At 69.2% G+C, this 21,357-nt stretch carries 18 protein-coding genes; 13 read left to right on the top strand and 5 right to left on the bottom strand.

Annotation, left to right across the window (positions count from 1 at the left end; translation table 11 throughout):
• The first annotated feature begins 164 nt into the window (after nt 1-164).
• The gene (locus tag E1218_RS17360; protein ID WP_132321340.1) at nt 165-1,007 is read left to right on the top strand and encodes a hypothetical protein; all 843 of its coding nucleotides are present in this window, start codon (nt 165-167) and stop codon (nt 1,005-1,007) included.
• A gap of 88 nt (nt 1,008-1,095) precedes the next feature.
• On the opposite strand, the gene E1218_RS17355 is transcribed toward E1218_RS17360, so the two are convergent.
• The gene (locus E1218_RS17355; RefSeq protein ID WP_233712284.1) at nt 1,096-1,446 is read right to left on the bottom strand and encodes a hypothetical protein; all 351 of its coding nucleotides are present in this window, start codon (nt 1,444-1,446) and stop codon (nt 1,096-1,098) included.
• Nucleotides 1,447-1,626: 180 nt separating this feature from the next.
• Nucleotides 1,627-2,103 (bottom strand): methylated-DNA--[protein]-cysteine S-methyltransferase, encoded by a 477-nt coding sequence (locus tag E1218_RS17350; protein WP_132321338.1) that lies wholly within the window; start codon nt 2,101-2,103, stop codon nt 1,627-1,629.
• A 127-nt stretch (nt 2,104-2,230) separates the two neighbouring features.
• On the opposite strand from E1218_RS17350, the gene E1218_RS17345 reads away from it, so the two are divergent.
• The 3 genes from E1218_RS17345 (at nt 2,231) to E1218_RS17335 (ending at nt 6,197) form a co-directional block, all read left to right on the top strand.
• Nucleotides 2,231-2,947, top strand: coding sequence for a DUF4328 domain-containing protein (locus E1218_RS17345; protein ID WP_132321336.1), 717 nt, complete (start codon nt 2,231-2,233; stop codon nt 2,945-2,947).
• Between the two features lie 225 nt (nt 2,948-3,172).
• Nucleotides 3,173-5,401: a DUF4328 domain-containing protein gene (locus E1218_RS17340; protein ID WP_233712285.1), complete on the top strand. Its 2,229-nt coding sequence runs from the start codon at nt 3,173-3,175 to the stop codon at nt 5,399-5,401.
• Nucleotides 5,402-5,414: 13 nt separating this feature from the next.
• The gene (locus tag E1218_RS17335; RefSeq protein WP_132321332.1) at nt 5,415-6,197 is read left to right on the top strand and encodes a sugar phosphate isomerase/epimerase family protein; all 783 of its coding nucleotides are present in this window, start codon (nt 5,415-5,417) and stop codon (nt 6,195-6,197) included.
• Here the strand turns inward: E1218_RS17335 and E1218_RS17330 are convergent.
• Nucleotides 6,178-6,729 carry a TetR/AcrR family transcriptional regulator gene (locus E1218_RS17330; RefSeq protein WP_132321330.1) on the bottom strand — a complete coding sequence of 184 codons (552 nt, stop codon included), beginning with the start codon at nt 6,727-6,729 and terminating at the stop codon, nt 6,178-6,180. The genes E1218_RS17335 and E1218_RS17330 overlap by 20 nt on opposite strands.
• Nucleotides 6,730-6,824: 95 nt before the next feature.
• Here E1218_RS17330 and E1218_RS17325 point away from each other — a divergent pair, with 95 nt between their 5' ends.
• From E1218_RS17325 to E1218_RS17315, 3 genes are all read left to right on the top strand, one after another.
• Nucleotides 6,825-7,967: an FAD-dependent oxidoreductase gene (locus E1218_RS17325; protein ID WP_132321328.1), complete on the top strand. Its 1,143-nt coding sequence runs from the start codon at nt 6,825-6,827 to the stop codon at nt 7,965-7,967.
• Between the two features lie 171 nt (nt 7,968-8,138).
• Nucleotides 8,139-8,615, top strand: coding sequence for a hypothetical protein (locus tag E1218_RS17320; RefSeq protein WP_132321326.1), 477 nt, complete (start codon nt 8,139-8,141; stop codon nt 8,613-8,615).
• Nucleotides 8,616-8,683: 68 nt separating this feature from the next.
• Nucleotides 8,684-11,881 carry an nSTAND1 domain-containing NTPase gene (locus E1218_RS17315; protein WP_132321324.1) on the top strand — a complete coding sequence of 1,066 codons (3,198 nt, stop codon included), beginning with the start codon at nt 8,684-8,686 and terminating at the stop codon, nt 11,879-11,881.
• Nucleotides 11,882-11,973: 92 nt separating this feature from the next.
• Here E1218_RS17315 and E1218_RS17310 read toward each other — a convergent pair whose 3' ends face one another.
• Both E1218_RS17310 and E1218_RS17305 read right to left on the bottom strand, forming a co-directional pair.
• Nucleotides 11,974-12,975: a LacI family DNA-binding transcriptional regulator gene (locus E1218_RS17310; RefSeq protein ID WP_132321322.1), complete on the bottom strand. Its 1,002-nt coding sequence runs from the start codon at nt 12,973-12,975 to the stop codon at nt 11,974-11,976.
• Between the two features lie 26 nt (nt 12,976-13,001).
• Nucleotides 13,002-13,379: a VOC family protein gene (locus E1218_RS17305; RefSeq protein ID WP_132321320.1), complete on the bottom strand. Its 378-nt coding sequence runs from the start codon at nt 13,377-13,379 to the stop codon at nt 13,002-13,004.
• Nucleotides 13,380-13,472: 93 nt separating this feature from the next.
• On the opposite strand from E1218_RS17305, the gene arfA reads away from it, so the two are divergent.
• The 6 genes from arfA to E1218_RS17275 are packed head-to-tail and all read left to right on the top strand — an operon-like array spanning nt 13,473 to nt 21,344.
• Nucleotides 13,473-14,996 carry an arabinosylfuranosidase ArfA gene (arfA, locus tag E1218_RS17300; protein ID WP_132321318.1) on the top strand — a complete coding sequence of 508 codons (1,524 nt, stop codon included), beginning with the start codon at nt 13,473-13,475 and terminating at the stop codon, nt 14,994-14,996.
• The gene (locus E1218_RS17295; RefSeq protein ID WP_132321316.1) at nt 14,993-16,321 is read left to right on the top strand and encodes an ABC transporter substrate-binding protein; all 1,329 of its coding nucleotides are present in this window, start codon (nt 14,993-14,995) and stop codon (nt 16,319-16,321) included. Before arfA ends, E1218_RS17295 begins: the two co-directional genes overlap by 4 nt.
• A gap of 2 nt (nt 16,322-16,323) precedes the next feature.
• Nucleotides 16,324-17,265, top strand: coding sequence for a carbohydrate ABC transporter permease (locus E1218_RS17290; protein ID WP_132321314.1), 942 nt, complete (start codon nt 16,324-16,326; stop codon nt 17,263-17,265).
• The gene (locus E1218_RS17285) at nt 17,262-18,089 is read left to right on the top strand and encodes a carbohydrate ABC transporter permease (RefSeq protein WP_132321312.1); all 828 of its coding nucleotides are present in this window, start codon (nt 17,262-17,264) and stop codon (nt 18,087-18,089) included. Before E1218_RS17290 ends, E1218_RS17285 begins: the two co-directional genes overlap by 4 nt.
• A gap of 26 nt (nt 18,090-18,115) precedes the next feature.
• Nucleotides 18,116-20,347: a family 43 glycosylhydrolase gene (locus tag E1218_RS17280; protein WP_233712283.1), complete on the top strand. Its 2,232-nt coding sequence runs from the start codon at nt 18,116-18,118 to the stop codon at nt 20,345-20,347.
• A gap of 1 nt (nt 20,348) precedes the next feature.
• Nucleotides 20,349-21,344: a glycoside hydrolase family 43 protein gene (locus E1218_RS17275; protein WP_132321310.1), complete on the top strand. Its 996-nt coding sequence runs from the start codon at nt 20,349-20,351 to the stop codon at nt 21,342-21,344.
• Nucleotides 21,345-21,357: the final 13 nt, after the last annotated feature.

Raw genomic sequence — 21,357 nt, 5'->3', positions numbered from 1 at the left:
GATCGATACAGGTCCCCGGGGAGGGCCGGGGAGCGGGTTTGTCGGCTGGGTACGTCGTACGATGCAAACGAAGCCGGATCTGTCCAGAGTCGTATCAGTAGCGTCCATACCGCCGATGGGCCAGATGGCTGCCCACCGAGGGCGGGCGGCACCGAGGAGGAACCGTGGGTTTGTTGAAGTCCAAGGGCCGGGTCGAGACCGCGAAGGACCGGGTCCGGCCGCTCACCGAGTCGGCGTCGGAGAAGATCGGGCCGGTCGCCGGCCAGGTCCGCGACCACCTCGGGCCGGCTGTGGGCACCGCACGGGAGAAGGTGTCGCCGTACGCCGAGAAGGCCGTCGAGCGCGGCGCCCACTACGCGAACGTCGCCGTCGAGAAAGCGAGCCCGGTGATCGACGACGCGCTGGCCAAGGTCGGCCCGGCGACCGAGCACGCCGCCGAGAAGGCGCGGGAGCGGTTCAACGACGACGTCCTGCCGAAGGTGACCGCCGCACTGGCGTCGCTCGCGGCCGCCGCCGAGCCGGTCGTCGAGGAGACCTCGCGCCGGGGCAAGGCCACCAAGGCCGCGCTCAAGGGTGAGCTCGACGTGCCGAAGAAGAGCCACCGGCTCCGCAAGGTCGTCCTGTTCCTGGGCTTCGGTGCCCTGGCCGCGGCGGCCGTGAAGAAGTTGCTGACCCCGCCGGAGCCGGCCTGGCAGTCGACCCCGACCAGTGGTCGCGACTACAGCTCGGCCCCGGCCGGGACGACGTCGCGCCCGGGCGAGACCAAGCCGGAGAGCACGCCGGAGACCAAGCCGGAGACCAAGCCGGACACCAAGCCGGACACCAAGACCGGCACCACATCCGAGCCGGCCTCGTCGAACGGCAAGGCCGACGCGCCGAAGGCGGAGTCGCCGGCCACCGACAACGCCAAGGGCGAGGGTTCCGACGCGAACGCGGCGGCCAACGGTGCCGCGAAGAAGACCACCACCGCCCGGAAGTCGACGAACCCGAAGCCGTCCGACTCCTGATCCGGACCACCGCAACGGCGAAGGCCGCGATCCCCGGAAGGGGCTCGCGGCCTTCGTTTCGTCCGACGTCGCCTTGCGCGTACGACGTTCAGTCGTTCGTCGGCTCGCGGCTCTCGCCGGCGGGGTCGACCTCGGGATCCTCGTCGTGCTGCGGCTTGGCGATCGTGTAGCGACCGGCCGACAGCAGTTGGGTGGCGTACCGGTGCGTGATGCACGGGTACGTGCCGCCGCAGTGCCGGCAGACGGCGTCGTTGCGGTGCAGCCAGGGCACGATGCCGAACCGCTTGATCCAGGTCAGCGGTTCGCGGTCGGGTGCGTGCAGTTTCAGAGCCGAGCGGGCGGCATCCTGGATCTCGGGTGCGGTCCAGTCCTCGGCGCTCTTGTCCGTCAGGGCACTCAGGTCGGGGTGGAGGTGTGCGGTCGAACGAGCTTTGTTCATCTATGCGTCTTCCGGGGGGCAGGGAGGTTCGCGGACCAGCAGGCCACGCTGAAGCGTGACGATGTGATCGCTGTTAGCGACTTTAGTCGCCCTGCAGCCGACGCGACGGGTTCGCCCGCGCCGCCCGGTGTCAGATCTTCGTCAGGTTTCACAGCGTGGTCGCGGGGACACCTTTTCGCTTCAGCTCCACAGCGTCTCCAGAGTGATCCGCGCCTCCAGCTCGAGCAGGTGCCGCTTGAGCGGGATGCCGCCGCCGAAGCCGACCATCTTCCCGCCGGCGCCCACCACCCGGTGGCACGGCACGACGACCGCGATCGGGTTCCGGTTGCAGGCCACTCCGACGGCCCGCGCGGCGCCCGGCTCGCCGAGGATTTTCGCGACCTCGCCGTACGTCCGCATCTCGCCGTACGGGATCCGCCGCAGCTCGGACCAGACGGCGCGCTCGAAGTCGGAGCCGCCGCGGACCGACAGCGGCACGGTGAACTCCTGGAGCTCGCCGGCGAAGTACGCCTCGAGCTGCTCCTGGGTCTCGGTGAGCAGCGGGTCCGGCTCGAGGTGCTGCTGGTCGACCCGGCCGAAGTTCAGCCGGCAGAGCCCGGTCTCGTCCACGGCCAGGGACAGAGAACCGATCGGAGAGTCGATCACGGACCAGCGCATGTGCCCATCCTTCCGCCCGGGACGGACAGTTTCCGGCGGGTTCGCGACATCGACCCGCTCGCCGACACCTGGTGGCAACAACCTGCAGTCCTCGCCTGGTCACAGGGTGTTGTGCTATTTCTGGCACATGCCGACCCAGCCGCCGCTGGACCGCTGGTTCAGCTCCGAGCGGGCGATGGGACTGGCCGCGTCGATCCTGATCGGTGTCGTCACGGTGTCCACCTGGGCGACGGCGTGGTCCGACTGGTACTCGTACCAGTCGGTCAAGAACCATGCCGACGACCCGGACCGGCTGGCCGAGGCCGACCTGATCTCCGGCTCGCTCGGCATCGTCGCCGCGCTGGCCCTGCTCGCCGCCGCGGTGGTGTTCATCGTCTGGCTGTGGCGGGTCCGGTGGAACGCGGAGATGTTCTGCCGCGGCGAGCACCGGTTCACCCGCGGCTGGGTGCTCGGCAGCTGGATCTGCCCGGTGGTGAACCTGTGGTACCCCAAGCAGGTCGTCGACGACATCGTCGCCGCCAGCGATCCGCGGACGCCGCCGCAGACCCTGGTCCTGCGCGACATCCCGGGCACCCGGCTGGTCTGGGCCTGGTGGCTCACCTGGGTCGCCGGCCTGGTCACGGGCAACGTCGTGCAGCGGGGGATCCTGGTCGCCGCGACCGAGCCCGGTCAGCTGCGGACGAACGTCGTCCTGTCGACGATCTCGGCCCTGTTCACCACCGCGGCCGCGGTGCTCGCGGTGATCCTGATCGAGCGGATTGACGAGCTGCAGACGAAGCGGGCCTGGGTTCCGTGGTGGGCGGCCGGGCAGGCGCAGCCCGGTTTCCAACCTCCTGAGCGGTAAAGCAACCGTCACGGACGGTCGAATCGGTCGTTACAAGAGGTGATGGGCGTACGAAAGAAGCATGTTAAGTCGACACCCTCCGTGCTGGACTCAACTCCACACGGGTACTTACTTCGTGGTATCAATGTGGCTCGGTCATGCGGGGGCAGGATTTGGCCGAAACGCCGAACAGACGGAGTTCCAGCAACGCGAGGGACGCGAGACGTGAGCCACCCGCAGCCAGCAGTGTTGTCTGCTGTCGAAAACGATGAAGCAGAGTGGCAGCCGCACGCAGCTGAGGAGTTCCAGCAGGTCGGGACGATCGGAAAGATCGCCATCGGACTCCTCGGAGCGTCGACACTCACCCATCTGCTCTCCACCTGGTCCGACTGGAACACGTATTCCGTCGTCAACCGCTACCTCGGCGGGATGCCGAACGTCGACGACGCGGACCTGAACCGCGCCGACGCCATCGCCAAGGTCACCGCGGTCCCGAACGTCGTCATCTCGGTCGCCGCCGCCGTCGTCTTCGTCATCTGGCTCTGGCGGGCCCGGGTCAACTCCGAGGTGTTCTGCCAGGCCGACCATCGCCGCAGCCATGGCTGGGTGCTGGCCAGCTGGTTCTGCCCCGGCCCCAATCTCTGGTACCCCAAGCAGATCGTCGACGACGTCTGGCTGGCCAGTGATCCGAAGACCCCGGTGTACGCCGACGACCTGCGCCGATTCAGGACCCCCGCTCTCACGTCCGTGTGGTGGGTGACCTGGATCGGCGCTCTCGCGTTCGACGTGGTCGTCCGCCGGTTCCTGATGTGGATGGAGGCGACCGTCGGGTCGCTGCGCGGGATCGCCCTCGCCGGTACGGCGTCCCTGCTGCTGACCGCGGTCTCGGCGGTCGCGGCGACGCTGGTGATCCGCCGGATCAACCACATGCAGACCAGCCGCGAGTGGGTCCCGTGGTGGGACCAGCGCGAGCCGAAGCTGACCGCGGTCCCGACGTACGCGAACGAGGACACCGACGAGCAGCTCGCGATCAACGAGCCGATCGCCGCCGCGCCGGCGCTGCGGCTCGAGCGGCAGCCCGAGCTGCAGATGGCCGGTGGCGTTCCGGCCCCGGCGCCGAGCCCGTTCGCGCCGGCTCCGGCGCCCGCGCCGGCCGCCGGTTTCCCGGGCGACGGTGCCGCCGCCGGTGCGTTTCCCGGCGGCAGCACCCCGTTCGGTGCGCCCGCGGCCCTCGATGGTGACCGGCCGGCCTTCGGTGAGGTGCCCGGCGCGTTCGACGGGAGCGCTCCGGTCGAGGAGGCGCCGAAGTGGAGCCCGTTCGCGCCGGTCGTGCAGAGCTGGCAGGACGGCGACAACGGCCAGTCGACCGAGCAGTTCGACGCCGTCGCCTCCTGGCAGGACGAGAAGCCCGCGGCCCAGGAGACGGCGTACGAGAAGACTCGGTGGAGCGACTACCTCGGCTCCGCGAACGACGACGTGTTGTCGACCCCGACTGCGAGCAGCTACCTGGACGAGACGCCGCCGCTGTCGGTCGTCGAGCCCGAGCCGTACTCGTACCTGCCGAACCAGTACGAGTCGGGCCAGTACCAGTCGGCGGAGTACCAGTCGACCGAGTACCAGTCGACCGAGTACCAGCCGACTGAGTACCAGCCTTCGCAGCCGGCCGAGGCGGCGTCCTGGGCGAGCAGCTACTCCGAGCCGTACTCGGGAGGCTCCTCGTACGAGACCTCCGACTACCTCACCTCCACCTCCTCCCCCGCGGAGGTCGAGCCCGCACCCGAGCCTGAGCCCGCGCCCGTTGCGCGCGCTGGCCGCCGGGCCGCTCGGGTCGCGGTCGACAGCCCGTCGGCGATCCAGTCGGAGACCTCTTCGCACGAGGTGTACGCGCCGTCGGAGCACACCACGCGGTCGTCGCACGTGTCGGCGTCCTCCGGTTACTACGAGCCGACTCCGGCCGTCTCCCAGCAGGACGACTTCCTGACGCCGTCGAAGCCACTGCCGCCGGTCACGTCGTACGGGCCGGAGCCGTCGTACCCCGAGAGCACGTACTCGGCCGAGCCGACGTACGGCTCGTACGACGACTCCTACCGGTCGACGTACGACTCAAGCCCGGAGTACACGTCGTACGAGCAGTCGGACTACTCGAGCAGCAGCAACTACGAGTCCACGGATCACGGCTACTCGTCGACCTCCGAGTACTCGAGCAGCAACGGCTACGAGCAGCAGGCGTCGTACGACTCCTACAGCCAGACCTCGTACAGCGGCTCCGAGTACAGCGGCGTCCAGCCGACGTACGACAGCTACAGCCAGAGCTACCCGGCGGACAGCGGCTCCGACTACGGCTACCACTCGCAGGAGCAGCAGCCGGAGTACCAGCAGCAGTCGCCGTACAGCTACGAGCAGCAGCAGGCCTCGCGGGAGGACGACCGGACCAGCACCACTCCGCGCACGCACCCGCGCCGCCGCTGGGTCTGATCGAATAGGGTTCATGACTTTCGCCTTCTCGACCCTCGGCTGTCCCGGAGCACCCCTCGACCACGTCCTGAAACTTGCCAAAGGCAACGATATTTCAGGCCTGGAGCTCCGCGCCGCGGACGAGGAGTTCACCAACACCGGGCTGACTTTCGCGCAGCGGCGCGAGCTGCGGACCAGGATCGAGGACGCCGGCCTCGAGATCCTCGCGATCAGCAGTTACGTGAAGCTGTGCGCGGTCGAGGACCAGCCGCTGGAGGCGCACCTCGAGCTGGCCGCCGATCTCGGGGCCCGCGGCGTCCGCGTCTTCCCCGGCGACCCCGACCCCGGCTCCGGTACGCCGGACGGACCGAGCGCCGGCGAGATCCGCGCGCTCGACCGGGTCACCTCCGCGCCGACGGAGACCCGCATCCTGCTGGAGACCCACGACTCGCACTCGGCCGGAGCGAAGATGGCCGCGCTCTGCCGGCTGCTGGACACCGACGTCCCCGGCCACCACGTGAAGGTCGTCTGGGACAGCGCGCACACCTGGAGCCACGGGGAGACCCCGGCGCGGGCCTTCGACCTGCTCGAGCCCTGGATCGAGTTCGTCCAGATCAAGGACACGGACTCCCGGCAGAACTACCGTCCGGTCGCCATCGGCACCGGCGACTTCCCCATCCAGGACCTGCTCGCGACGCTGAGCGGGACCGGCTATCCCCTGTCGCTGGAGTGGGAGCTCAAGTGGCACCCCCACCTTCCTCCGCTGGAGGAGACCCTCCCCGCCACACAGGCATGGATCACGGCAACGGCGCGGTGAGGTAGCGCGTCAGCGTCGGGCCGAGCCAGGCCACGGCGTCGTCGTGGGACAGTCCGGCAACCGGCGGCACCTGCAGGATGTAGCGGACCAGCGCGAGGCCGAGCGCCTGGCTCGCGACCAGGCCGGCGCGGACGTCCGGGGCGTCGACCAAGAGTTCCCGCAGCGTCGGCGCGAGTTGGTCGGTGAACAACTGCCGCATCCGGTCGGCCGCGGTCTCGTGGGTCATCGCCGCCCGCAGGAGTGCTCGCAGGGTGTCGTCACCCTCCCAGCGTGTCAGGAAATGCCGGATCAGCTCCTCCCCCAGCTGATCCCGCGGTACGTCGCGGAGATCGGGCAGCCGGAGATCGAACTCGGCGGCCGCGGCGAACAGCTTCTCCTTGGTGCCGTAGTAGCGGATCACCATCGCCGGGTCGATCGCCGCGTCGGCCGCGATCGCCCGGATCGTGGCCCGCTCGTACCCGTCCGCTCCGAACCGCTCGCGGGCCGCCGCGAGGATCGCCGCCCGGGTTCGGTCCGACTTCCGTTCCGCCATGCCCGCAGCATATGCCAACACTTGTTGACTTTTCATCCCGGCCTGCCTACAGTAAAAGTCAACAAGCGTTGATAAATGCGATGAGAGGAGCGACGATGACTCCGCAGGGTGCAGAGGTCGTGGTGGTGGGCGCCGGCCCGATCGGGCTGGCGGTGGCGGCCGGGTTGCGGCTGCGCGGGCACTCCGTGGTCGTGGTGGACAAGCAGGCCGAGGGGGCGAACACCTCGCGGGCGTCCGTGATCCATGCCCGGACGCTGGAGCTGCTCGACCGGATCGGTGTCAGCAAGCGCCTGGTCGAGCTGGGGCTGAAGCTGGACGACTTCGCCATCCGCGACGGCGACCGCCGGCTCGTGCCGGTCAGCTTCCGCGACCTGCCGACGGACTACCCGTTCACGTTGATGATCCCGCAGTGGCAGACCGAGGAGATCCTGCTCGAGCGGCTCGAGGAGCTCGGTGGGAGCGTGCTCCGCCCGTACGTCGCCACCGGCCTGAGTCAGACCGCGGACGGCGCCGAGGTGACGCTCGACACCGGCGACGTGATCAAGGCGCAGTACGTCGTCGCCGCCGACGGCATGAACAGCACCATCCGCGAGCTCGCCGGGGTGGAGATGCCGGGCGACACCCTGCAACTGTCGTTCAGCCTGGTCGACGTCCGGGCCGAAGGGCTGCCGGCCGAGGAGGTCTCGCTGTCCTTCGCGACCGCCGGCCTGCTCGTGATCGCACCGCTCCCGGACGGGTCGTTCCGGCTGGTCGCGTCCGTCGACGCCGCGCCCGAGCACCCGGACCTCGCGTACGCCCAGCAGTTACTGACGGCGCGGGGTCCGAAGAAGAACTCGCCGAGGGTGACCGAGGTGATCTGGGGTTCGCGCTTCCGGATTCACGAGCGGGTCGCGGACACCTACCGGGCCGGGCGGGTGCTGCTGGCCGGCGATGCCGCGCACACGCACAGCCCGGCCGGCGGCCAGGGCATGAACCTGGGTCTGCGCGACGCGGTCGCGCTGGCCGACGCGCTGTCCACAGCCCTGACCGACGGCCACGAGGCCGGCCTGGACGCCTACGCGAGGAACAGTCGCGCCGAGGCGGTCCGCGTGGTCGCGCTCGCGCACCGGCTGACCCGCTTGGCCAACCTGCCCCGACCGGTCCGGCCGTTGCGCAACGCAATCCTCGGACTCGCCGGCAAGCTGCAGCGGACGCAGGACGACCTGGCGAAACAACTGGCCGGCTTCCCGGACCGTTGAGCCCGACGTCCTGGAGACCACGACGACTGTGCCGTCGGGTGGCACCTCGAGTCCCGCCCGCCTGCCACAAATCGGCGCCTGCGCGGTGAGATAGAGCATCTGTAGAGCGACGGTTGGAAGGCTCCTCCGGTACGGGCGGCGATGGACCCGCCCACGGGAGGAGGTCTGGAAATGCGGCATCTTGGGTGGGTTGTGCGGATGGCGGTCGCGATCGTTGTCACGGCGGCCGGTGTGTCGGCGGCGGTCCCGGCCTCGGGCGCGACCCCGCGCGACGGGTACGTCGAGCTTCTCGTCACCGAGTCGTTCGACGCCGGCAGCGGCACGTTCCAGGCGAGCGGACGAAGGCTTTGCCCTAGCGGCACCACGGCGCTGCTCTCGCAAGAAGTCACCGAGCGTCGCAACATGTTCACGTTCGAAGTGGACAAGGTCTTCAACTGCGACGACGGCTCGGGAACGTTCGTCGTCCACATCCTGGCTCGCTGGTCGCCGTGTGACCCGGCCGACCGCGGCACGTGGAGCGTTGTCTCCGGCACGGGCGCGTACGCGAACCTGTCTGGCCACGGTCAGCTCGTCGGCACCTACTACCCGGGGCCGTGTGACGAGGCTGTGGGCATCGTCGACGCGATGCGCGGAATGGTCGCCGGCTGAAACGGAGGACTGAGGGCGGAGCATCCACTCCGCCCTCGTCGTACATTGCCTTGGAGGGGAGGTGCGCCGTGGGTGACCTGGTCGGCGGGCGGTTCCCCAGCCACAGGGGTCTGGGTGACCGCGTCAGCGTGCGAATGCTCGGCTCGCTCCGCGTCACTGTCGACGGCAGCCCGGTCGACCTGGGACCACCCAAGCAGCGAAGCCTGCTGGCCATCCTGCTGCTGCACCGTGGCGACGTCGTCAGCACCGACCGAATAGTCGACCTGCTCTGGGGCGAGCGCCGACCTCGTACGGCGGAACACTCTGTTCAGCTGTACGTCTCGAACCTGAGGCGAGCCCTCGGCGGCTATGGTCCGGGGGGCATCGTGACGCAGAAGCCGGGCTACCTGCTGAATCTGCCGGCCGAGGCGCTGGACGTCATCCGCTTCGAGCAGCTGGCCGACGAAGGGCACCACGAGGTCACGGAGATGAGGCCGTCAGCAGCGGATCTGCTCACCGCCGCACTGGAGCTGTGGCAGGGAGAACCCCTCGCCGACACGGCGCTCGAAACCATCGCTCAGCCTGAGATCCGGCGGTGGCAGGACTTGCGGCTGCGGGTGCTCGAGGATCTCGCCCAGGCGTGCCTGTCGTCCGGAGATCCGGCCCGAGCGGTCACCTGGGCCCAACGTGCCTGCCGCGAGGACCCCTATCGCGAACGCAGCCGGGAACTGCTCATGCTTGCGTTGTACCGCGCCGGGCGGCATCGGGAGGCGTTGAGGACCTACACCGTGTACCGGGAGAGCCTGCGTGACGAACTCGGCCTGGACCCGATGCCTTCGCTGGCGGGTCTCCAGGAACGCATCCTTCTCCACGATCCCGCGCTTGACCCGGAGGTTCCCGCCGTCGCGGTCTCGGTGGTCCACCGGAATCCCTACAAGGGCCTGCGGCCCTTCGAGGTCGCGGACGCCGACGACTACTTCGGGCGTGAGGCTCTGACCGAGGGGATCCTGGCGCGCCTTGGCGAAGGGCAACCGTTGGTCGCGGTGGTCGGTCCATCCGGGTCCGGCAAGTCGAGCGTCCTGAAAGCTGGAGTGCTGGCGCGGCTCCTGGCGAGTCAACCCCGGCGAACTGCCATCGTCGAGCTGGCGCCCGACGTGCACGACCCGGACGAGATCGAGTCGCGGGTCGCCGCCGCACGCGCCGGGGGTGCGGCCGGACCACACGCGTCCGCCGGAATGCCCGTGCTCGTGGTGATGGACCAGTTCGAGGAACACCTGCTGGCACTGGACGAGGCGCAGGTGCGCGCCCTTCTCGACCGACTGGCCAACCTCTCGGCCCAGCCCGGGGTGAGTCTCCTGCTCGCGCTTCGGGCGGACCTCTACGACCGGCCGCTACGGCAGCCGGGGTTCGCCGAAATCTTCGCCGCCGGGGTGGTGAACGTACTGCCGATGACGGCCGCGGAAGTCGAAGCGGCCGTGGTCGCCCCGGCGAGCCGCGTCGGAGTCGCGGTCGAACCTGCGCTGCTCGCGGAGCTCGTCGCCGCCACCGCCGACCAGCCAGCACAGCTGCCACTCCTGCAGTTCGCTCTCACCGAACTCTTCGACCGGAGCCGATCCGCGCTCGACCTGGCCGGCTACCAGGCGATCGGTGGCCTGCAGGCGGCCTTGACCCGGCGTGCCGAGCAGATTCGGCGCGGCTGGCCGGACGAGGTCGCCGCCGCGGCCACCCAGATTTTCCTTCGCCTGGTCCGCGTGGAAGGCGGCCAGATCGTCCGGCGGCGCACGCCCGCCCGGGAACTCGGAGCACTCACCGGAGTCGACCCCGCCGCCATTTCCGACGTCCTCAGGGCCGTCGGTCGCCACCACCTGATCACTTTCGACCGGGACGAGCAGACAGGACACGCCACCGTCGAGGTGGCTCACGACGCGTTGTTCGAGCGATGGCCCTGGCTCGCAAACCTTCTGCGGAGGCACCGCACCGCCTTGGAGCGGCACGGTGCGCTGCGGGTCGCCCTCGAGGAATGGCACGCCGCGGAACACGATGCCGGCTATCTGCTCCGCGGCTCGCGGCTCGAGCAGTTCCAGAACTGGCGCGCTGAGGGCGTGCTGCAGCTGAGCGGACCAGAGGCGGCGTTTCTCGATGCCTCGCAGACCATGGTCGACGACGAGATGGCACGGGCGGCCGCCCTGGCCGAATCCCGCAGGCGTCTCGAGCGGCGGTCGCGGCGCTGGCTGCTCGTTGCGGTGGCGGCCGTGCTGTTCGCCGGCGTGTCGGCCGCTTTCGGCTTACTCACACCCGGCGGGCAGTCCACCCCCCGAGTGGGATGGGTCTATCACCGCACCGGACACATCGACCGGTACCTCGAGCTCGGCCTGGACCGCGTCGCCGATGAGAACCGCTTCGCGCTGGCCAAGGTCGACGTCGATGTCGAATCGGCCGAATCGGCTGCGGAACGCTTCGCAGCGCAAGGCGACGACTTGGTCATCGTCACCACCAACGACACCGACCTGGCACCAGTCGCCCGCCGCCATCGCGACGTCGACTTCCTGATGTTCACCGGTATCGTCGACGAGCCGAACGTGACGTCCATCGGCTTCGCCCACCAGGACGGCGCGTTTCTTGCCGGGGCAGCGGCCGCCATGGCCAGCAAGTCGGGGACCGTCGGCTTCATCGGCGGCGCCGACACCGACGTACTGCGCAGATTCGAGGCCGGATTCGTCGCCGGGGTCCGCGCGGTGACTCCGGGTGCCCGGGTGCTGTCGACGTACCTCAGCCGTGTCCCTGACTACACCGGCTTCTTCGACCAGGTCGGGGCGCGCCGGACAACCCGCGAAATGGTCCGTGCAGGAGCGGACGTCATCTTCCCGGCCGCCGGTGGCGCGCAGTACGGGGCGCTGGACGAGGTCGCCGTACTCTCCACGCAGCTCGATCGGCAGCTCTGGGGAATCGGAGTGGACGACGACGCCTATCTCAACGGCGACTGGATTACCAGGGTAGAAAGTCGGGAGCACGTCCTGACCTCGATGGTCATCCGCTTCGACGTGGCAATGTACGACGGCCTGCGCTCCTGGCTGGACGGGACCCTGACACCCGGCCTCCGCGAGTACGACCTGTCCAACGGCGGCATCGAGCTCACGCAATCCGGCGGCTTCATCACCCCGTACGCCGGACGGCTGGAGGACCTTCGCCACGACCTCGTCTCCGGCCGGATCGACGTGCCGTGCGTACCAGCGGGTCTCGTCGGCACAACCGCAGCCGAGGCCGCGGCGGGCCCGGGCTGCCGGTAAACACTGCGCCGGGGTTGCTGGAGTCGGCACAGCCGAACTCGGCGCGGGTCCTGAGCTCGAGCCGGCCTTTGTCGATGCGGTCCAGCGGCCTTCTAGCCGGCCGTCGACTCCCGGATCTCCAACGTGTAGGGGACGCTGAGGTCGCGACGCGCGGCCTCGGCGTTCCCGGAGATCCGCTCGAGCAGGAGGCCGACCGCGTTCTCGGCGAGCCACTCCTTGTCCGGTGAGATCGTGGTCAGCGACGGCGAGTGGTAGCGGCCGTCCTCGATGTCGTCGAAGCCCACCACGGCCACGTCGTCCGGCACCGACAGCCCGGCGTCGGCCAGCGTGCGCAGCGCGCCCAGAGCGAGCAGGTCGTTGAAGCAGAACACGGCGTCCGGCGGCTCGGGCAGGGCCAGCAGCGCCCGCATCGAGGCCGCGCCGTCGGGCCGGTGGTACCCGGTGCCGGCCAGTTCCAGCGCGGGATCGTGCGGCAGGCCGGCGGCCTTCAACGCCTTGCGGTATCCCTTCCGGCGAACGGCGCCGGTCCCCGCGCCACCGCCGACACCGATGGCGGCGATCCGGCGCCGGCCGATCGAGACCAGGTGCGTGGTCGCGTCGAACGACGCCTTGACCGAGTCGACCGCGACGTGGTCGAAGGTGCCACCGGCCGGCCGTTCGCCCAGCAGGACAAGGGGTTTCGCCGTACCGGCGGTGCCGATTCTGGTCGGTGCGGTGGTGATCGGGGAGAAGATGATGCCGTCGATCAGTTGCCCGCGCATCCCGTCCAGGACCAGCTTCTCGGCCGCGGACTCGCCCTCGGTCTGGTCGATCAGCACGGTGATGCCACGCTTCTTCGCGGCCCGGCTGACCGCGGCGCCGAGCTCGGCGAAGTACGGCGAGGCCATCTCCGGGATGGCGAGCGCGATGAAGTCCGACCGGCCTTTGCGCAGCGAACGCGCGCTGACGTTGGGCTTGTAGTCGAGCGCGGCGATCGCGGCCTCGACCTTCGCCCGGGTCTGCGAGGTGATGTGCGGGTAGTCGTTGATGACGTTCGACACCGTCTTCACCGACACGCCGGCCCTCGCCGCCACGTCACTCAGCCTGGTCGTCATCCGTACCTCCGTCTCACCCGGCCCGCTCACATGGTCGACGAGCCTGAGTGTGCCACGGCCGGCACGAAACAGAACTCGTTGCCTTCGGGATCGGACAGCACGGTCCAGTGCGGCAACTCGCGGGCGACGGTCGCCCCGGCCTTGAGCAGGGTCCGCAGCTCACCGTCCGCGCCGGTGACGTCGAGATGGATCCGGCCCGGCGGCTTGAGCTCCTCGGCCGGGGTGATCCAGACGTGCAAGCCGTCGCGGGACCCGAGCAGGACGGACTCGTCCTCCTCGAGGGTGTGCGCGGCCAGTGCCTTGACGTCGTCCGGGTGCACCGGCAGGCCGGTGGCCATGCTCCAGAACGGTGCGAGCAGGTACGGATCGTGACAGTGGATCACGATTGAGTGGATTTTCGGCATGTTCCCCAGTGTGCGGGCGGCCAGCTCTTTACAGGCCATGTCAATCGTTGTAGAACCCCAGGTTAAACGATGTAAAAGCCGCAGGGAGGCTTCGTGACACGGCTTGTGGTGGATCCTGCGTTCGTCATCGGCGGGCTCGATCGACGGGTGTTCGGCTCGTTCGTCGAGCACATGGGGCGCTGTGTGTACACCGGCATCTACGAGCCCGGGCACGCGACCGCGGACCACGACGGCTTCCGCGAGGACGTGCTGGAGCTGGTCCGCGAGCTGGGCGTCACGACGATCCGCTACCCCGGCGGCAACTTCGTCTCCAACTACGACTGGGAGGACGGTGTCGGGCCGAAGGACCGGCGGCCACGCCGGCTCGACCTGGCCTGGCGGGCGATCGAGCCGAACCAGTTCGGCACCGACGAGTTCGTCGCCTGGTCGCGCAAGGCCGGCGTCGAGCCGATCTGGGCGGTCAACCTCGGCACCCGCGGGATCAAGGAAGCCGTCGAGCTGCTCGAGTACTGCAACCTCCCGGCCGGGACCGAGCTGCCCGACCGCCGGGTGGCCAACGGCAGCGAGGCGCCGCACGACATCCGGGTCTGGTGCCTCGGCAACGAGATGGACGGGCCCTGGCAGATCGGCCACAAGACGGCCGAGGAGTACGCCCGGCTGGCCGAGGAGACCGCGAACGCGATGCGTCGCGTCGACCCCGGTCTCGAACTGGTCGCCTGCGGCTCGAGCAACGCCGGGATGCCGACCTTCGGCGAGTGGGAGCGGGTCGTCCTCGAACGCACCTACGACCTGGTCGACCACATCAGCCTGCACGCGTACTACGAACCGAAGGACGGCGACCAGGCGAGCTTCCTGGCCGCGTCCGAGGAGATGGACCGGATGATCTCCGCCGTGGTCGCGACCGCCGACCACGTGAAGGCGCTCAAGCGCAGCGACAAGGAGCTCACCCTGTCGTTCGACGAGTGGAACGTCTGGTACCAGCAGCGCTTCCCCGGTGAGCTCGGCCTGGACATCCGCGAGGTCGGGCCGCTGATCGAGGACACCTACACCGTCGACGACGCGGTGGTGGTCGGCAGCCTGCTGATCACCCTGCTCCGGCACGCCGACCGGGTGAAGATCGCTTGCCTCGCGCAATTGGTCAACGTGATCGGGCCGATCCGCACCGAGCCGGACGGCCGCGCCTGGCGGCAGACCATCTTCCACCCGTTCGCGCTGACCGCCCGGTACGCCGGCCCGACCGTGCTGCGGACCGCGGTCAGCGGCGGGCCCGAGATCGACACCGCCGCGTTCGGCCGGGTGCCGGCGCTGTGGAGCACGGCGACGTACGACGAGAGCATCGGTGAGATCGCGATCTTCGTGGTCAACCGGAGCGAGTACGACAAGGTCGACCTGGAGGTCCCGTTGGCCCCTGGGTACCGGGTGATCGAGCACTTGGCGCTCTATGACGACGACCGGGCCGCGGTGAACACCGCCGACGACCCGGACCGGGTGGTCCCCCGTGCCGTCGACGGAACGGAAGTCGTCGACGGCAGCTGCACCGCCACCTTGCCCCCGGCATCGTGGCACCTGATTCGCCTCTCTTCCGGAGAGGCAAAGTCCCCTGGAGGTACACCATGAACACGATCAGCCGGCGCCTGGTCCTCGGCGGTATCGGTGCGGCCGGTGCGGCCGGAATCCTGGCCGGTTGCGGCGAAGGGTCGGCCGGCAAGCCCGGCGCCGCGCCCGCGACCGGAGACGGCGGCGCCAAGGGGTACGACGGCCCGAACGTCGAACTCGACTTCTGGAACGGATTCACCGGCGGTGACGGCCCGTTCATGCGCAAACTGGTCGACCAGTTCAACGGCGAGCACGCCAACATCAAGGTCAAGATGACCGTGATGCAGTGGGCGGACTACTACACCAAGCTGCCCACCGCGGTCAGCAGCGGCCGCGGTCCCGCGGTCGCGATCATGCACGTCGACTCGCTGGCGACCAACGCGGCCCGGAACGTGATCGAGCCGCTCGACGACGTGGCCACGGCGCTCGAGCTCAAGCAGGAGGACTTCTCCGAGGTCGTCTGGAAGGCCGGGGAGTTCAACGGCAAGCGGTACGGCATCCCGCTCGACGTCCACCCGCTCGGCTTCTTCTACAACAAGACCGTGATGACCCAGGCCGGCCTCGACCCGGCCAAGCCGCCGACGAACGCCGACGAGTACGCGGCGGCCCTCGACGCGCTGAAGGGCAAAGGGATCCAGGGCCACTGGGCCACGCCGTTCCCGTTCACCGGCGTCCTCACCGTGCAGGCGCTGCTCTGGCAGTTCGGCGGCGACCTGTTCAACGACGACGCCTCCAAGGCGACCTGGCACGAGGAGGGCGGCGTGAAGGCGCTGACCTGGTTCTCCGACCTGGTGAAGAACGGCCACAGCCCGAAGAACGTCGCCCAGGACGCCGACAACATCGCGGTGATGAACGGCAAGAACGCCTTCGTCTGGAACGGCATCTGGAACATCAACACGTTCCGGGAGAAGAAGGGCCTCGAGTGGGGCGTTGCCCCGCTGCCGAACATCGGCGGCACCGAGGCCGCCTGGGCCGGCTCGCACCAGTTCGTGCTGCCGAAGCTGAAGACCGCGGACGCGAACAAGTCGACCGCGGCCCGGGTGTTCGTCAACTACATCAGCCAGAAGTCGCTCGAGTGGGCCAAGGGCGGCCAGGTGCCGGCCCGCAAGCAGGTCCGCGAGTCGGCCGAGTTCAAGGCCCTGCCGGAGCAGGCGGCGCTGGCGACTCAGATCGACCACCTGCACTTCCCGCCGGCGGTTCCCGGCATCGGTGACGCGCTGAACGAGCTGAACAAGGCCGTCAACGAGGCCGTGCTGCTGAAGGCGGAACCGGCCAAGGCGCTCTCGGACGCCGCCGCGCGGGCCGACAAGATCCTGGACGCCAACCGCAAGAAGTACGGCGCGTAGGCATGGCCGTCCAGGCCGACGCGGGTGCGATCCGCAGACGTCGCACCCGCGCGTCCACCGAGGTGCGCGGGTACGGACGGGCGACGCCGTACCTGTTCCTGGCGCCGTATCTCACGCTGTTCCTGCTCTTCGTGGTGGGGCCGGCGATCTTCGGGTTCTGGATGAGCCTGCACGACTGGGACTTCCAGCTGCCGGGGAAGCCGTTCGTCGGTCTGCAGAACTACAAGGACCTGTTCGACCCGTTGTCGGCGACCGCCGAGCCGTTCTGGCACGGCATGCGGGCGACCGGGATCTTCACGGTCGCGTCGGTGCCGTTCCTGGTGGCGCTGCCCCTCGCGCTCGCCGTCCTGCTGAACCGGAAGTTCCCGGGCCGGACCTTCTTCCGGGCGGTGTACTTCGCGCCGTTCGTCCTCGGCGTCGCCGTGATCGGCCTGATGTTCCGCTACATCCTGGACACCAGCTTCGGTCTGCTGAACGCGTTCCTCGGACTGTTCGGAGCTCCGGACATCGGGTGGACGAACGACCAGCCGTACGCGTTCATCGCCCTGGTCGCGGTCACCGTGTGGTGGACCGCCGGCTTCAACGCGATCATCTTCCTGGCCGGGCTGCAGGACATCCCGGCCGAGCAGTACGAGGCGGCGGAGCTGGACGGCGCGAACAGCTGGCAGCAGTTCCGCAACGTCACGCTGCCGGGGCTGCGGCCGGTGACCGTCTTCATCGTCACGATCACCGTGCTCGCCAGTGCCAACATGTTCGGCCAGTCGGTGCTGATCACCCAGGGCGGTCCCGGCGACACCACCGCGACCGCGCTGATGGTGATCACCGACACCGGCTTCAGCCAGTTCCGGATGGGACAGGCCACCGCGATGAGCTACCTGCTGGCGTTGTGCCTGGCGATCATCTCCGTGCTCAACTTCGTCCTGCTGAGGGAGCGCAAGTCATGAGGCGCCGACCGTCCGCCGCCTTCTGGATCCTGGTGGTCCTGCTGGCCGTGCTGGTCATCCTTCCGCTGCTGTGGATGGTGATCACGTCGTTCAAGACGATTGGTGAGTCGCAGTCCGACCCGCCGACGCCCCTCCCGCAGGAGCCGACCGGCCGGGCGTACGGCGAGATCCTCACCACCGGTGGTCAGAACCCGGTGCTGCGCTGGGCGCTGAACAGCTTCGGCGCGGCCGCGCTGCACGCGCTGCTGGTCGTGACGGTGGCGTCGATGGCCGGCTACGCGCTGGCCCGGATGAACTTCCGGTTCAAGAACGCGATCTTCAGCGTGATCCTGCTGACGCTGTTCGTCCCCGGGTTCGTGTTCCTGATGCCGAACTACCTGCTGATGGACAACCTGGGCTGGCTGGACACGCTGGCCGCGCTGATCGTCCCCGGTGCCGCGGGCGCCTTCGGCGTCTTCTTCATGCGGCAGTTCTTCCTGGCCATCCCGAAGGAGCTCGAGGAGGTCGCGCTGATCGACGGCGCGAACTCCTGGATCATCTTCACCCGGATCATCCTGCCGAACGCCAAACCGGCGCTGGCGACGCTGACCGTGCTGTCGTTCCTGACGAACTGGAACGACTTCATCTGGCCGCTGTTCGTGCTGTTCAGCCCGGAGCGGCTGACCCTGCCGGCCGGTCTGACCCTGCTGCAGGGTGCCTACACCACCGACTACCCCGTGATCATGGCCGGCGCGACGGTGGCCGCCGTACCGGTGCTGATCCTCTACGTGTTCGTCCAGCGGTACGTGATCGAAGGTGTCGCGCGCAGCGGCATCAAAGGTTGACCAACCGAATCAGAAGGGACCCGCCTGTGCCCTCCAAGAGACGATGGCTGGCCGCAGCGCTCGCTGTGGCCTCGGTGGCCGCCGGTACGGCTGCCGGTTATCCGGCCGCCACCGCAGCACCACCCGGCCAGACCACGACCAACGCGATCTCCTCGAGCTTCGCCGACACCTTCGCCGACCCGGCGATCATCCAGGGCCGGGACGGCTACTGGTACGCGTACGCCACCTCCGACCCGCTGGTGTCCGGCGGTCCGTTCGGTTTGATGCACATGGCCCGGACCAAGGACTTCAGCTCCTGGGAGTACCTCGGCACGGTCTTCGACGACCAGACCAAACCCGCCTGGGCGGCGCCCGGGTCGTTCTTCTGGGCGCCGGACATCCGGTACTTCGACGGCAAGTACGTCATGTACTTCACGGTCACCGACACCGCCGCCAACCCCGGTGGTGATCCCGCCATCGGCGTGGCCACCGCCCCGACCCCGGCGGGCCCGTGGACCGCCACGGGCGGCCCGGTCGTCACCCCGAAACCGGACGGCAACGGCGGCTACTTCGGCACCATCGACCCGGCGCTGCTGACGGCCGCCGACGGCAAGCGGTACCTGTACTACGGCGGGTTCTACGGCGGCATCTCCGTCACCGAGCTGACCCCGGACGGTCTGCAGGCGGTCGGTGAGCCGACGCAGGTGACGATCGGCGACCGCTACGAAGGCTCGTACGTCGTCTACCGCGACGGCTGGTACTACCTGATGGCCTCGTCGATGAACTGCTGCGCCGGCCCGACCACCGGCTACTCGGTCTTCGCCGGCCGGTCGCGGTCGCCCAAGGGCCCGTTCCTGGACAAGGACGGTGCGTCGATGCTGGAGTCCCGCGTGGGCGGTACCACGGTCATCACCCAGAACGGCAACAAGTGGATCGGTCCGGGCCACCACGCGTTCATGACGGACGCGGCCGGGCAGGACCACATCGTGTACCACGCGATCGACCGCGGCACGCCCTGGCTGACCGCTCCGTTCGGGATCAACCGGCGGCCGATGCTGATCGACCGGATCGACTGGATCGACGGCTGGCCGCGGACCCGGGCCGGCCTCGGCCCGTCCGACCGCCCGGTGCCCGCGCCGACGACCGGTTCAGGGCTCGGCATCACCTCGACCGACCCGGCCGGTGGTCTGCTCGGCGCCGAGCGTCGGCCCGGTGACGAGCTCGGTGGTCCGACCGCGGCGATCTCCGGTCCCGCGCGGACACGGAAGCCGGCTCCCCGCGGTTCGCTCCGCGTCGAAGCGGATGTCCGGCTGGGGTCGTCGTTCACCACGGTGCTCGGCGGTCAAGCGGTCGTCGCATCCGTGTCGGCGTCCAAGATCACCGTGGTGGCCGGCCGTCGTACGGCCTCGGCGCCGCTGCCGGCGGACTTCGACCGGTCCGACTGGAACAAGCTGAGCATCCAGGTGTCCGGGTCGACGGTGACGGCGCGGTTGTCCGACGCCGGACTGGGTGACCTGTACGCGGAGGCACGGCTCGTCGTCCGCGGGCTCTCGGTGAAGCCGGCGCCGGTACGGTGGCTCGGTTCGGCCGAGGTGGACAACCTGACGGTGCGGCCGGTGGCGGCTCCGGTCCGGCGGATGGCGGACGTACCTCGGACCGGGAAGTTGCTGGCCGGTGACGAGTTCACCGGCGGGCTGGGTGCCGACTGGTCCTGGGTGCGGCCGGACGCCGAGGCAGTCGTTGCTGACGGCAAGTTGTCGTGGCCGCTGCAGAACGCGGACCTGGTCGGCGGCGGCAACAATGCCGGCCTGCTGTTCCACGAGACGCCGTCCACGTCCAGCTGGATCGCGGAGACGAAGCTCCACCTCGACCTCGGTGAGGGCGACATCCGCAACTACCAGCAGGCCGGAATGATCGCGTACCTGAACGACAGCGACTTCGCGCGACTCGGGAACGTGGCGATCTGGCGGACCCGGCAGACGGAGTACGGGCGTGAGCTGGTGGCGCGGCCGTCGGACGGTGCGACATCGTACGGCGCGGCCGCGATCGGGCGGTCGGCGCCGACGCTGTGGATGCGGCTCGCGTACCACGAGAACGCGGCGGGTGAGCACGTGTACCGCGCCGGTACGTCGGTGGACGGGAAGGACTGGACGTGGGGTGCGGCGTGGGTGCTGTCCGCTCCGGCCCGGCTCGGGTTGTACGCGCACGGTGAGTTCACCGGGGCCGCGGTACCGCCGGTGGCGACGTTCGAGTACCTGCGGTTCTACGAGAGCAAGTGAGATGAGACGCCGGCTGGGGTTGTTGCTGCTGCTCGTGCTGGGATTGGGTGGTTGCAGCGATCCCGGCCGTGCGTCCTCGGAAGGAGCGCCCGCGATGGGCTTCACCAATCCGGTCTACGACCAGAACTTCGCCGATCCGCAGGTGATTGCCGTCGACAACGGGTACGTCGCCTTCGCGACCAACGGCTCGCTCGGCAACGTGCAGACGCTGAAGTCCGCGGACCTGGTGTCGTGGGAACAGATCGGCGACGCGCTGCCCGAGCTGCCCGCGTGGACCACCCCGGGGAAGGTGTGGGCCCCGGAGGTCACCGTCCAGGCTGCCGATCGGTACGCCATGTACTACACGACGTCCGACGACGCGTCCGGGCGGCAGTGCATCGGGGTCGCGGTCGCTTCCTCGGCCACGGGTCCATATGTCGACAAATCGTCCGAGCCGTTGATCTGTCAGGTGGACGAGGGCGGTTCGATCGACGCCTCGCCGTTCCAGGACTCGTCCGGCAAGCGCTGGCTGTACTGGAAGAACGACGGCAACGCGATCGGTGTCGACACCTGGATCTACGTCTCCGAACTCTCCCCCGACGGGCTGCGGCTCGTCGGGCCGACCCGTCGCCTGATCAAGCAGGACCTCGACTGGGAGGGCAACCTGGTCGAGGCGCCGTACATGGTGGAGCGCGAGGGCAAGTTCCACCTCTTCTACTCCGCCAACGCCTACGACAAGGAGACCTACGCCGTCGGCCACGCCCTCTGCACCACCCCCACCGGCCCCTGCACCAAGTCCGGCGACCCCATCCTCGTCACCTCCGAGGCCGCCGCGGGCCCCGGCCACAACATGGTCCTCGAGAAGGACAACCGCTACTGGTTCGTCTACCACGCCTGGGACCCGTCCGCCGTCGGCGTGGACCCACCCGGCCGCTCCATGTGGCTCTCAGAACTTACGTGGACCGACGACACCCCCGCCGTACAACCCCCGCTGAAAGAAAACCCCAACCACCCGTAAGACCCACGTGCGA

It is taken from the genome of Kribbella turkmenica (assembly GCF_004348725.1).
Classification (GTDB): domain Bacteria; phylum Actinomycetota; class Actinomycetes; order Propionibacteriales; family Kribbellaceae; genus Kribbella; species Kribbella turkmenica.
This window is presented reverse-complemented; position numbering and strand designations above follow the sequence as displayed.

Excerpts from the sequence above, each read along its gene's own strand:
- E1218_RS17335 (WP_132321332.1), top strand. The coding sequence starts at position 5,415 with ATGACTTTCGCCTTCTCGACCCTCGGCTGTCCCGGAGCACCCCTCGAC.
- E1218_RS17295 (WP_132321316.1), top strand. The coding sequence starts at position 14,993 with ATGAACACGATCAGCCGGCGCCTGGTCCTCGGCGGTATCGGTGCGGCC.
- E1218_RS17350 (WP_132321338.1), bottom strand. The coding sequence starts at position 2,103 with ATGCGCTGGTCCGTGATCGACTCTCCGATCGGTTCTCTGTCCCTGGCC.
- E1218_RS17285 (WP_132321312.1), top strand. The coding sequence starts at position 17,262 with ATGAGGCGCCGACCGTCCGCCGCCTTCTGGATCCTGGTGGTCCTGCTG.
- E1218_RS17320 (WP_132321326.1), top strand. The coding sequence starts at position 8,139 with ATGCGGCATCTTGGGTGGGTTGTGCGGATGGCGGTCGCGATCGTTGTC.
- E1218_RS17345 (WP_132321336.1), top strand. The coding sequence starts at position 2,231 with ATGCCGACCCAGCCGCCGCTGGACCGCTGGTTCAGCTCCGAGCGGGCG.
- E1218_RS17325 (WP_132321328.1), top strand. The coding sequence starts at position 6,825 with ATGACTCCGCAGGGTGCAGAGGTCGTGGTGGTGGGCGCCGGCCCGATC.
- E1218_RS17275 (WP_132321310.1), top strand. The coding sequence starts at position 20,349 with ATGAGACGCCGGCTGGGGTTGTTGCTGCTGCTCGTGCTGGGATTGGGT.
- E1218_RS17355 (WP_233712284.1), bottom strand. The coding sequence starts at position 1,446 with ATGAACAAAGCTCGTTCGACCGCACACCTCCACCCCGACCTGAGTGCC.
- E1218_RS17305 (WP_132321320.1), bottom strand. The coding sequence starts at position 13,379 with ATGCCGAAAATCCACTCAATCGTGATCCACTGTCACGATCCGTACCTG.
- E1218_RS17330 (WP_132321330.1), bottom strand. The coding sequence starts at position 6,729 with ATGGCGGAACGGAAGTCGGACCGAACCCGGGCGGCGATCCTCGCGGCG.
- E1218_RS17310 (WP_132321322.1), bottom strand. The coding sequence starts at position 12,975 with ATGACGACCAGGCTGAGTGACGTGGCGGCGAGGGCCGGCGTGTCGGTG.
- E1218_RS17290 (WP_132321314.1), top strand. The coding sequence starts at position 16,324 with ATGGCCGTCCAGGCCGACGCGGGTGCGATCCGCAGACGTCGCACCCGC.